General features: G+C 62.5%; 11 protein-coding genes. All 11 read left to right on the forward strand.

Annotation, left to right across the window (positions count from 1 at the left end; translation table 11 throughout):
• Window position 1: 1 nt before the first annotated feature.
• The 11 genes from ACIQUB_RS07200 to ACIQUB_RS07250 all read left to right on the forward strand — a co-directional run bounded on the left by ACIQUB_RS07200 (window position 2) and on the right by ACIQUB_RS07250 (window position 12,126).
• Window positions 2-1,078 (forward strand): toprim domain-containing protein, encoded by a 1,077-nt coding sequence (locus tag ACIQUB_RS07200; RefSeq protein WP_402929054.1) that lies wholly within the window; start codon window positions 2-4, stop codon window positions 1,076-1,078.
• Window positions 1,075-2,112 (forward strand): hypothetical protein, encoded by a 1,038-nt coding sequence (locus ACIQUB_RS07205; protein ID WP_402929056.1) that lies wholly within the window; start codon window positions 1,075-1,077, stop codon window positions 2,110-2,112. The genes ACIQUB_RS07200 and ACIQUB_RS07205 overlap by 4 nt, the downstream gene beginning before the upstream one ends.
• A gap of 72 nt (window positions 2,113-2,184) precedes the next feature.
• A complete protein-coding gene (locus ACIQUB_RS07210) occupies window positions 2,185-4,056 on the forward strand; it encodes a hypothetical protein (RefSeq protein ID WP_402929058.1) in 1,872 nt (623 codons plus the stop codon).
• 408 nt (window positions 4,057-4,464) lie between these two features.
• Entirely contained in the window at window positions 4,465-5,058 is a 594-nt protein-coding gene (locus ACIQUB_RS07215; protein WP_402929059.1) for a hypothetical protein, read from the forward strand.
• A 634-nt stretch (window positions 5,059-5,692) separates the two neighbouring features.
• Entirely contained in the window at window positions 5,693-7,378 is a 1,686-nt protein-coding gene (locus ACIQUB_RS07220; protein ID WP_402929060.1) for a hypothetical protein, read from the forward strand.
• A 35-nt stretch (window positions 7,379-7,413) separates the two neighbouring features.
• On the forward strand, window positions 7,414-7,872 hold the full coding sequence (locus ACIQUB_RS07225; protein WP_402929062.1) for a hypothetical protein: 459 nt from the start codon (window positions 7,414-7,416) through the stop codon (window positions 7,870-7,872).
• A gap of 114 nt (window positions 7,873-7,986) precedes the next feature.
• Window positions 7,987-9,549, forward strand: coding sequence for a portal protein (locus ACIQUB_RS07230; protein WP_402929064.1), 1,563 nt, complete (start codon window positions 7,987-7,989; stop codon window positions 9,547-9,549).
• 14 nt (window positions 9,550-9,563) lie between these two features.
• Window positions 9,564-9,914 carry a hypothetical protein gene (locus ACIQUB_RS07235; protein WP_402929065.1) on the forward strand — a complete coding sequence of 117 codons (351 nt, stop codon included), beginning with the start codon at window positions 9,564-9,566 and terminating at the stop codon, window positions 9,912-9,914.
• Between the two features lie 14 nt (window positions 9,915-9,928).
• Window positions 9,929-10,774: a hypothetical protein gene (locus tag ACIQUB_RS07240; RefSeq protein WP_402929066.1), complete on the forward strand. Its 846-nt coding sequence runs from the start codon at window positions 9,929-9,931 to the stop codon at window positions 10,772-10,774.
• Window positions 10,775-10,920: 146 nt separating this feature from the next.
• Window positions 10,921-11,790: a phage capsid protein gene (locus ACIQUB_RS07245; RefSeq protein WP_402929067.1), complete on the forward strand. Its 870-nt coding sequence runs from the start codon at window positions 10,921-10,923 to the stop codon at window positions 11,788-11,790.
• 60 nt (window positions 11,791-11,850) lie between these two features.
• Complete coding sequence (locus tag ACIQUB_RS07250) at window positions 11,851-12,126, forward strand: hypothetical protein (protein ID WP_402929069.1); 276 nt, start codon at window positions 11,851-11,853, stop codon at window positions 12,124-12,126.
• Window position 12,127 lies beyond the last annotated feature (1 nt).

The following is a 12,127-nucleotide window of genomic DNA, read 5'->3' on the forward strand; positions in this document are numbered from 1 at the left end:
CATGAGCCGTTTTTCCGTCGCCAAGGAACGCGTACTCGACGACCTCGAGGGGATCGTCGAGCAGCTGCTTCGCGCTAGCCGCAAGCATCATCGCCGGTCGCTCTGGAACGTCTGCAATCCTTACCGGCCGAAATCCAAGCCGGAGCAAATGTGCGTCTGGCTGCAGGGTGCCCGTCGCGGTGCCTGGAAGGATTTCGTGTCGGGGGACCAGGGCGACGCGATCGACCTGGTCGCTTACGCGCTGACCGGCGCGGTGACGGCGGACACCCGCATGACGGCGCTGGAATGGATCGAGGATAGGTTCGGCCTGAAGAACATGTCGCCCGCCCGCCGCGAGACGATTGCCAAGGAGGCGACGGCCAGGCGCGCGGCCGCCGAGGCGAAAGAGACGGCCAGGCGCACGGCGTCGCGCGAGCGTGCCCGGAAATTCTTCTACTCGTGCCAGCCCATCGAGGGCTCTCTCGCCGAGGTCTATCTGCGTTCCCGCAATATCGACCTGGCCGGTGTTCCCAAGCTCGGCCGCGCTCTGCGTTTTCACCCGGCTTGCGAATACTGGATGATCGAGGAGCGGCCGCGCATGCCGGCGATGATCGCGGCGATGGTCGGCCAGGACGGCAAGATCGGTGCCTGCCACTACACGTTTCTCGCGCCAGACGGATCCGGCAAGGCCGACGTGCCGAAAGCCAAGCTGATGTTTCCCGAGACATCCGGCCTGGTCATTCGTCTGACCGATGGCCCTTCCGGCCTGCCGGCCGAGCGTGCGGCGGAGGCGTCGGCGCTCGGCCTGGTCGGCTTGGTCGAGGGGGTTGAGGATGGGCTGTCGGTCGCGGTCGCCGAGCCGGATCTGCGGATGTGGTCGGCCGGATCTCTGCCAGGCTTTGGAACCGTGCCGGATCACGGCTGCGTCTCCTCCTGGCTCGTCTTCAAGGACAATGATTGGGGCAAGCGCCAGGCGCAGCAACAATTCAGCCGGGCGGTCGCTCGGCTCAAGGGCTTCGGAAAGCCGGTGGAGGTGATCTCCATGCCGGCCGACTGGGGAAAGGACGTCAACGACGCGCTAAGGAGCGGATGGAAATGACAAATATCAAGGATATCGACCCGGCCGATTTCGCCGGCGGCGTGGCGCATGTCGCCGCTGGCCAGCTGTTTGAGTTTCTCTCGATGACAGAGAATGCCGAGGGCGTGAAGGCCGTCAACTGGTTCGGCGGCTCCTCCTCGGCCGCCGAGGACCTGCAGACGACAGTCTCGGCCTTCGCGCTTTATGTCACCGACACGGATTGCGTTGGCGAAACACTGTGGCGCTGGGCTGAGATCACCGGCATGGGCGTCGCCAGCACCGACAGCCAGACGTTCGACGATCTGGCTATGCCGCACCGCCTAGCTTTCAGCATGTTCGCGACCGTCGCCAAGATCGCCAACGGCCAGATCCGCGCGCTGCAGGAGCAGATCCGCGCGGCCGAGCTCGCGGAGCTCGCCAACGAAACCGCGCCGGCGCTGGCGGTCGAGGACAGCATCTTCGAGCCGATCGGCACACTCGGCGACCAGGAGCCGCACCAGGCGCAGTTCCTCGCCGACCAGGTCGAGCTCGATACGGCCAGGCTCGAGGCCGAGCGGATCGCGGCCGAAAAGGCCGAGGCCGGCGAGGAGCAGTCGGTGGGCGAGGAGCTGCAGGAAGAGCCGGAAACGCCGGCGGCATTGTCAGTTGGAATTGAACAGGGGGCGACCAGTGAAGAAGGCAGTACAGACAAGGGACCGGAAGCAGGCGACGAGGCGCCGGCGGATCCAGCTGCACAGGGCGATGTATCTGACCTTTCTGATGACGGATCTGCCGAGGCGGATCGATCAGGGAGAAGTGACCACGACGCCAGCGCAACGACAGGTCAGGCTGGCGAACTGGCGTCGCCGGTGGAAGAGCAGCCAGGCACGGAAACTGGCGGCGCTCCTGGCCAACCGCAAGCCGTGGGAGCCGATGCGGGCGACCTGGCCGGTGGAGCATCGGGTGCTGACGGATCAGCGCCTGCTGGAGATGGCAGCGCAGGATCTGCAGGAGACGTTGCCGGAGATACGGCAACAGATGGGGTGAAGTCGAAGAAAACCAAATCAGCTGACTGAAATTGACCGGTCAAAAGTCAACCGGAAGGCGGGTTTCGACCCGTTTTCCGGCCACGGGGAAAAATATTTTTGATGACACAGGAAAATGACCAGGGAGCGAGCAAGGTGGGCGGGTTCGTTTCCATGTCGGTGCAAAAGGTAAAGCTGGCCGAAAGGCGCCAGTCGCCCAAATACCCGACGCCTGGCAACCCTTGGAACGGGATCAAGCCAGGCGAGTGGCCGGAAAAGTCGCCGCTCGACGAGACCGGCTTCCTGCCGGACGATTGCCCGGTGCGGCCGCTCGGCTATGACGGCGAAAGTTTCTACTTCCTCGACACGATGGGCCAGGTGTTCAACACCGGCGACGGATCGCTCGGCGTCGAGCGGATCCAGAAGCTGTTCGCCGGTCATGAGGATTTTCTCTATTGGGCCTGGCCGGCGAAGGATGCCAAGCGAATGATCGCCGACCCCACGTTCAAGAGCGAGCGGGTGCGGCGCGATCTCTACGCGGCCTGCCGGCATCGTGGCGCCTGGGCGCAGTCCAACACCGTGCGCGGCCGTGGCGCCTGGCGCGACCTCGAGGGCAATCTCATCCTGCATTGCGGCGATCACATGTGGATCTCCGGAGAGATGGAAGATACCGGCGAGCACGGCGATTTCATCTATCCGCGCCGGCCGCCTTCACTGGCGCCCTGGGGCGAGGCGGTCAAGCCCGAAGGCAATCCGGCCGTCGAGATCATCGAGTTGCTGCGAACCTGGAATTTCTCTCGTGGCGACACGGATGCCATGTTCCTGCTCGGTTGGATCGGCGTTGCCATGCTCGGCGGCGCGCTCGACTGGCGGCCGTCGATCTTCTCGGTCGGTGACGCCGGCACGGGTAAATCGGAACTGTTCGGCCAGCATGGCCTGATGCGCGCCATCCTCGGCCGCATGATGATCTCGACCACGAATGCCAGTGAAGCCGGCCTCTATCAGCTGGTCGGCCATGACAGCCTGCCGATCGCGATCGACGAGCTCGAGGGCGACGACAGTCACGACCAGGCGCAGAAAATCATCAAGATGGCCCGCGACGCCGCCTCCGGATCCGTGCGTATTCGCGGCGGCCAGAACCACAAGGGCGTCGACTTCCAGGCGCAATCGACCTTCAGCTTTTCCGGCATCAATCCACCGCCGATCCCGCCGGCGAACCTGACGCGCCTGGTCATCATCGAGATGCTGCCGCTGAAGCCGACCAGCAACAAGGCGCCGGTGCTGAAGGCGGCCGAGACGGTCGGACCTCGGCTGCTGCGGATCCTCATGGACAACTGGCACGAGCTAAAGACCCGGCTCGAGGAATATTATGCGATCCTGCGCGAAGCGGGGCACGGCAGCCGCGGGCAAAAGACCTTCGGCACGTTCCTCGCCCTGGCGCACACCATGCTCGGCGACGAGGGGCTTGAGCGCCTCGGCCTGCCACATGAGGGATCGGAGGGCGGATACGCCATCTGGGGCCAGCGCCTGGCACCGCACATGCTGCCCGAGCTCGAGGGCGTCGAGCCCGAGTGGAAGAAGTGCCTCGACATGATCCTGACCAGCGTGATCGACGTCCATAGCGGCGGCGGCAAGAAGACCGTCGCCCAGGAGCTCCAGCGGCTCAAGATAGATCCCGAGGCGACGTTGGGCGGCGTGAGGGAGCGGTTGAACGCGATCGACCTCGGCCTGCGCGGCAATGTCGATACGGGTCTTGTCCTGGTCATTCCAAATGCGTCGCAGATCCTCGGCAAGGCGCTGATCGACACGCCCTATGGCGATCGCGGCGGCAATGGCAGCTGGCGCTGGGCGCTTCGACGAGGGCCGCCGGAGATCGTCATGAAAGAAATCGACCTGGGCGACGGCAAGATGGGCAATCGCGTCACTGTCGCCGGCGCCCAGCGGCGCTGCCTCTTCGTCAACCTGAAGGACTACAAGGATTGGCTCAAACAGTAGCCGGCGCAACCTGCGGCGGCACTGGACCGCCAAATTGCGCCATTTTTGAAGAGAGAACCCGGACCCCGACCCGCCGCTATGCGCGAAAGCGTGTGGTTGACGGTTTTTGCCTTGCTGTAGCGTAACCCTAGACGTGTGTTGGCCGCCTGGCCTTTGTCTAAGCTGTCTAACGAGTGTCTAGCGCGACTGGCGCTTCAACTATTTGGTTTCATTGAGGAAACCACACTCGTTAGACAGTGAAGACAGTTAGACACCTAAACCCCTCATATGATGCATATGCACCCGCATACGTATGAGAACATACGCTGTCTAACTGTCTAACCTGTCTATTTATATACCTATGTATATGAATAGATTGAATAAAATGGATTAGACAGTCGATAGACAGTCCTTAGACAGTGAGATCGGATGGCCGAGAATATTAAATCCGGAGAAAATGCGGGATCGGGGCTCGATTGGCGCGCCGAGGCGAGCGAGGCGCTCGACGCCTCGGATCCGGAGAAGGGCGAGCGTCGGCGCGGCCGTGGTCGTCCGAAGGGCTCGACGAACCGCAAGACGCAGGATTTCGCCGCCTGGTACGAGGCGCAGGGGCTGAAAGACCCGCTGCAGCTGCAGGCCGAGTTCATGTCGGCGGATCCTGTCGGCGTCCAGGCGTTCTTCATCGAGCACGAGCGGACCTACAAGGCGATCGGGAAGCAGATGGGGCTCGCGGTGCCGTCCCTGGGCGAGATCGTGAAAGAGCAGCTGGCCTGCGCGCGGGACCTGGCGCCTTACCTGCATGGCAAGGCTCCGGTGCGCCTGGTCGTCGAGGATGAGCGGCTGCCGTTCCTGGTCATCAACGCGGACACCAACCAGATCGACCAGGCCAGGACGATCGCCGCTGCGAAGGGTCTCACGGTCGGCGCGCCGCTCGATGCCACATTCAATGAAATCAATAGCTTAGGCGAATCGGCGACGGAAAGTCCCACGGCAAAAGTCCCACGCGGAGGGAATAGCAAGTGAAATCAATCACTTACGAAAAAATGATACTGATACAATATCAGTTGCATGAGCAGTCCCTTATGAAAGGGGACCGGCCATTTTTGACATTGCCTCCCTTTGCGAGCTCGACCCGGTCGATCGATGCGGCCGAGTGCCTGGGCGATGATCGGCACCCCCTCGACCGGTCGGCCAGCCTGGCCACCTTTCCCCTCGGCGCGGCCAGCGCGGCGCGGCATGCGGCGGGCGCATGGCTGGCCAGAACCCTTGCCGCGCAGTGCCTTCCCGGAAGCGGGGGGCACCCCCACACCCAGGGGTTGGCGCACGCGCACCGATCCCAATTTGTGCCAAGGGCATCAAGGCAATTACAGGTGGTGTTCTGGGGCTTCTGCGCCGCGACTTGGCTCTACGCCCTGGGGGTCGGGGGTCGCGCGGCGAGTGCCCTACGGCCGCTTCTCGCGCCGATCGGGGTCGGGGGCGGAATTCGCTTTGTCCTGGGCAAGGGGAAGGGAAAGCGGACGCTCTCCGACCGTCGTCCGACTGCCGTCGGCCGCCGCTCTCCGATCGACATCAGCGGGGCCTGCGCGCTTGCGCTAATGCGCGCGCAGGCGCTCCTTTCCACGCCGGGCGTCCGCCCGGCTATCATGGGCTGCCGCCCATGAGTAACCACATTGCAAACATCATCGGGCGTGACGACCTCAAGGCGTACAACGACGTCGAGCTGCGCAAGAAGATTGCGGAGCTCGACTATGTCGGCGATTTCAACCCATTCAATTACACGCCGCCCGGGCCTGTGGGGCAGTCGTTCCTCAACTCGACGACGCTCACCAGCTTCATCATGGGGCCGCTCGGCGGTGGTAAGACGACGCTCTGCGCGTTCAAGCGCATTATGGCCGCCACATTAGCGCCTATCGCCTGGCATCCCGAAGACGGGAAGCCGACGCGCATGTGTCGCTGGATCGTGCTTCGCGACACCTTCCGATCGGCGGAAAAGACCGTCCTGGAAAGCTGGAAGCAGTGGTTCCCGAAAGGCTTCATCGGCTCAAAGTGGGCAGGTGGTAACGATCGGCCGGTGACGCACACCCTGCGCTTCATGGGTTCGGACGGTGTTCGCATCGAGATCGTGACCGAATTCGCCGGTCTGGGCGAAAACTCGATCGAGACTCTCATGAAGGGCCGCGAGTATTCCGGCGGCTGGCTGAACGAAGCGGACACCCACGTCGACGGCGCCCTCGACGACATCGAGCAGCGTGTCGGCCGTTATCCCTCCGCGAATATCCTGCTCACGGTCGACGAGATCGAAGAGCTCAGCCGAAAGCTTGGCCGGCGCCTGGTGAGCGGCCAGCGCCAGCGTATGATCATCGGCGACTTGAACGCCCCGACGATCGATAACTGGGTGTACAAGAAATTCGTCAAGCTAGTCACGGCCGACCGCATCCTTTATCGCCAGCCGTCCGGGCTTTCCGACCAGGCCGAAAACCTGTTCAACCTCGAGGCAGACTACTACGCTCGTATCGTCCGCAACCAGGACGAACACTTCATCAAGCGGATGGTCGAGAACGAGTTCGGCTATTCCCGGCACGGCAAGCCGGTCCACGAAAAGTTTAACCGTCTGATCCATGTTGCGCGCCGGCGCATCGAGTTCGATCCGCGCCTGGCGCTTGGGATTGGGATCGATACTTCGACCAACTCCCTCAACCCGGCTGCGGTCCTGGGTCAGCCGGTCGGTGCGCGGATCAAGGTGATCGACGAGCTATATCTCGGCCATGGTGTGGGGCCCGCCCGTTTTGGCGAGGCTCTCAAGTTCAAGCTCGAGACAGACTACGCCGAGGCGAAGACCATGCGCGTCTGGATCGACCCTGCTGCCGAGTTCGGCGCCGATCGCGAGGGTGGCCAGCTGGCAGCGATGGAAATGCTGTCGATGATCCTGCACCTGCCGGTGTTGATCCCGTTCGGGGGGTCGAACGAGCTTGCGATGCGCCTCGACGCGGTCAACACCGAGTTGCGCGGCTATCATGAGCCGGATAGCGAGCTGCTGATCTGCCCGGAAAAGTGCCCGCAGCTCCTGGAAGGGCTCGACGGAAAGTACCGGTTCAAGCGCAAAAAGGAGAACTCGGCCAACGAGTTCGAGGAGCAACCGGAGAAACTGCATCCATGGTCCGACTTGATGGACGGCCTGCAGTATCTCATCGGCGGCTTTCGCGGCAGGACGGCGGTCATTCGTGGCGCGGCCGATCGGGCGGGCGATCGGGATCCGCGTAGTCGGCCCTCCGGCGGACCCGCGCAGTCCCCCTGGGGTCGGGGAGGGTTTGACCCGCACCGCGTCGGTATGGGGCGGCGATGAGGTTCGAGGTCGCGACGCCGGCAACGATATTCGACATGGCCGAGCTCGGTGGCGCGAGAACGTCGCTTCATTGGGCCATCGTCCGCGAAATGTGGGCGGAGGGTGAGACGTTCGCGCTGCGCCTCGACGGCCGCCTGGTCGGCCTGTTCGGCTTCTATCCCTTGGAGGGCGGCGCCGAGGCCTGGTTCAATGTTCGCCCCGAGCTCGCCGAGCACATGCTTTTCGTCATCCGCCAGATACGGTTGACCTTAGTTACCCGCTCTTACCCTGAAATTGTGGTGCTCTGCACCTCCGAAGCTGGTCGTCGCATCGCGGCGCTCGCCGGCTTTCGCTTCGTTGAAAAACTTGAGCGCGGGGAAATCTGGAATGTCGACATTGCTCGGAGGCGGGTCGAGCGCCTCGAAAGCGTCCGCGAAAGCAGCGGATCTACAGAAGCAGGAAGCGGAGGCGCAGCAGCGTCGGACGCTGGCGGATCTCGCCAGGCAGCAGGCTGAGACCGACCAGGCGACTGCCGGCAAGACCGGCCGCAAGTCGGGCAGTCGTCTTCTCACCTTCATCAACGACACGTCCCTGTCCGGATCCGGCAGCGATAAATTCGGGCAGGCCTGATGTTCGAAACAGCAAAGCTGAAGGCGCGCCGCAACGCGGCCAAGGGCGAACGCGACCAGTTTCAGCCGCTGCTCGACGAGGCCTACCAGTATACGATCCCGTTCCGCAAATCGACGCGGAACACCGGTACCGGCGAAAAGCGCGTCGACCAGGTCTTCGACCACACGGCGATCGACGCGGCTTTCCGTTTCGCAGGCAAATTTCAGCAGGACTTCTGGCCGCCCGGCCAGGATAACTTCGAACTGGCGCCGGGCCCCACGGTCCCCGCCGCGGAAAAAGAGAAGCTCGCCGAGGGGCTGAAGCCGGTGAGTGATGTCGCCCAGTCGTTCTTCCAGGATGGCGATTGGGATATCGCTTTCCATGAGATGGGTCTCGATCTGAACGCCGGAAACGGCGCGATCCTGATGAACCCAAGCGCCAGCGACGAGCCGGACAAGCTGTGGAACCCGATCTCGGTCTCCATGGACGAATTGCTCTGGGAGAATGGCCCAAACAATAAGATTTCAGCGATCTTCTGGGACCGCAAAATGTCGATCCGCGTCCTCATGGATACCTGGCCGGAAGGTGATTTCGGCACGGATCTGAAAGAGCTGTTTGCCAACAAGCCAGAGGATCAGATCGAGGTCCATGTCGACACGATCTGGGATCGAAAGCGTCGACGTTGGGACATGCTCGTGTGGTGCGAGAAGCAGGAAAAAATCATCTTCAAAAGCGAGAGCAGGACGTGCCCTTGGCTGACCGTTCGGTATTTCCGCGTTCCGGGCGAAACTTACGGTCGCGGCAACGCGATGCTGGCCATGCCGTCGATCAAGACGGTCAACACGGTCGCCCGCCTGCAGCTGCAGGCAGCCGCGATTGCCATGCTCGGCATCTACACCGCCGTTGACGATGGCGTGTTTAACCCGGATCTCGCACCGCTCGAGCCGGGCGTTTTCTGGAAGGTCGCCAGAAATGGCGGCACGCTCGGCCCTTCGATCAATCGCTTCCCGGATCCGCGCCTCGATCTGTCGAACCTCGTCTTGAACGACATGCGTTCGAGCGTGAAGGCTACCATGCTCGACGAGAGCCTGCCGCCGGAAAACGCGGCGGTAAAGTCGGCAACCGAAATCATCGAGCGCGTCAAGCGCCTGGCTGCGGACTATCTCGGTTCGTTCGGTCGCCTGGTCAACGATATCGTAGTCCAGGCCATCAAGCGCGTGATCGAGCTTGCCTACAATATGGGCCTGATCAGCAACGAGATCCCGATCGACCAGCTGCTCGTCAAGGTGAAAGTCAAATCGCCCCTGGCGATCGCGCGCGAGACCGCCCGCATCGAGAAGATTGTGCAGTGGCTCGAAATGGTCCTGCAGATCCTTGCCTCGACCGGCGCGCCGGGCGGTGTCAACCGGATCGTCCACCTTGAGAAGCTGATGACCGACGTCGGCCGCGAGATGGGCGTGCCGGCTGAGTACATCGTCACGGAAGAGCAGCGTGCCGCGATAGACAAGCAGGAGGCCGAGAAGCAGGCGGCCTTGATGGCGCTGCAGGCAGCCACCACCGGCGCCATACCAGGAGTAGAGTGATGCGAGCAAACCCGATGGAAAGCCTTATCGCCGACGCCTCGCGCGCTGGCTGGGACTGGTTCGACCAGGCCGATCCGTCAGTGCAACAGGCACTCAACGTCAATCAGTCGAAGCAGAATGAGGACGACAAGGCGATTGCCTTGGCTTGGGCCCGGTTCGCCAAGAGCTCGGATGGCAGAAAGGCTATCGAGCGGCTTTTCGACACGACACTGCGACGGTCTGTTTTCTTCGCGCAGCTCGGCCTGGATCTGAATTCCATGGCCGTATTTGGCGCGTTTCGCGAGGGCCAAAACGCTCTCGCTCATGAGATTGCCAGGCAGATTGCCCTGGGCAATGCCGAGAAAATCAAACCTCGGGAAACCTGAAAGGAAGGCGTGACATGAGAGATTTGCTTTCCCGGCTTCGGCCGGTTTTTGATGGCGAAGGCGGCGGCTCCGGTGGCGGAGGCGGCGACGGCGGCGGTGGCGGTGGCTGGTCGGCGCCGCAGGGGCTTCCGTCTGAGTTCTCCGGCGCCTCGGCGGACGAGGCGCTCGGCAAGCTTCTTGGCGGCTACAACGATTTGAATACGCGCTTCGGCGGAATGCGCGAAAAACTCTCGAAGATGCCTTCGGCGCCCGAGAAAGCCGATCTCTACACTTTCGAGCCCGGCGAAAACCTCAAGCCCTTCTTTGGCGATCTCAGCCAAGATCCGACTTTCGCGTCGGCGCGCAACGCCGCGCACAAGCATGGTCTCAGCCAGGAGCAATTCGCCGGCTTCATCTCCGACGTCTACTCGCCCCTCGTCGAGCAGGGTGTTCTCGCGAAGCCTTTCGACCCGGCTGGCGAAATCAAGTCGTTCCAGACCGCGACCGGCATGGATGCGACCAGGACGCAGGAGGCGCTTGTTGCATCGGAGACGTTCGCAAAGGGGCTGACTTCCCAGCTGAAGGACGTTCCCGAGGCGCTAAAGGAGGACGTCAACGCGCTACTGATCGGCATGACGGACACGGCGGCTGGCAATGTCCTTCTTCGTGCGCTGTCCGGCCGCCTCGGCGAAAGCGGCATCCGGGTTTCAGGCGACGGTGGTGGCAACGGTCCTCTGACCATGGACGATCTTCGCAAGCTCGATACGGATCCGCGCATCGACCCCAAAAACCGCGATCACAAGGATGCAAGCCAGCGCTTCGATCCGGATCTGCGTCGGCGTTACGACGACGCTTACAATCGCCTGTCCTCCAACCGATAAAGTTGACCGGACTTCCGCCCGCTTATCGTCGAGATCAGCACAGGGCGGACCTGCAGCGCCCGCGGCCTCTCCGGCCTTGACCGGACCCGCGGGCCTTTGCGGCCTCTCCACCCCGGTGTTTCCCCAGCAACATCGAGGATTTCTCAATGACCGTGAATGCCAACAACTGGAATACGACCCAGTTCGCCAACCGTGCGATGGCGATCTACCAGAACAAGGGCAACCGCCTGCGCCCGACCGTCACCCAGGCAATCAGGATCGAGAACAACGAAAAGGCCGTGTTCTGGCTGGCCGGTAAGTCCAAGGCCGTCAAGAAGACCCGCCGCCAGCGCAACATCCCGAGCAACGGCGAGCGCAAGAAGTTCGAAGCCAGCCTGGAAACTTGGGTCGCCTTCGACGAAGTCGACGAATACGACGTCGACCGCATGACCGTGGATGAAAAGGAAGTCGTCTACGAAAGCGGCGCCAACGCTCTCGGCCGTGCGACCGACATCGAAATCTACGCCAAGATGGCGGCGAAAAAGACTGTTGCCGACCAGGACTTTTCCGCCGGCGCCTTCAGCGCGGCCAATGCCCTCACGATTTGCGCGCAGTTGCAGAACGACAAGGTGCCGTGGGACGGCAATGTGTATTGCGGCCTGCCGTCTCTGCAGTGGAACCAGCTTCTGGCGAACAAGATCGTCAACAGCGCGGACCACGTCGGCAGCGATCTTCCTTTCGTGAAGGCGACCGATACCCGCTTCTGGAATGGCGTCAACTGGTTCCTCTTCGTCGAGGAGGACGCGCAGGATCTTTATCCGGTGCCGTCTGCCAACAAGCAGGACCTCTTCATCTGGCACAAGTCCGCGATGGGCTGGGGCAACAACACGGATCTCAGTGTGATCACGCAGTGGGACAACCGCGAAGACGTCTGGACTATCAACATGAAGGCCAAGGGCTGCGCGACGACCCTGCAGGAAGGCAACGGCATCAAGCGGTTCACCACGTCGACGAACTCGGCGATCACGATCGTCTAACCAGGTCGCCGGCGTCTTCGCCGGCTTCCGCCTTTGTTCACTGAAAAGAGGATCTTCATCATGGCATTCGACGTCAAGGGCTTCCGCACTGTCGACTTCATGTCCAACCCGTCCGGCCTGGCTGGCGCCAACCTCGGCGTACACAAGTATGTCACCAACGACGACACGGCCGCGATCGAAACGGCCGGCTACTTCAACTCGCTTGCGACCCGCGTCAAGGTCGGTGACCACATCGACATGACCCTGGCTCTGGCGACCGCGCCGATGCGGCGCAATTACATCGTCTCCGCCAATGCCGGCGGCGTCGTCACGATCGCCAAGCAGAACGTCGCCTGAT

Source organism: Rhizobium sp. NPDC090275, assembly GCF_044772225.1.
Taxonomy (GTDB): Bacteria; Pseudomonadota; Alphaproteobacteria; order Rhizobiales; family Rhizobiaceae; genus Rhizobium.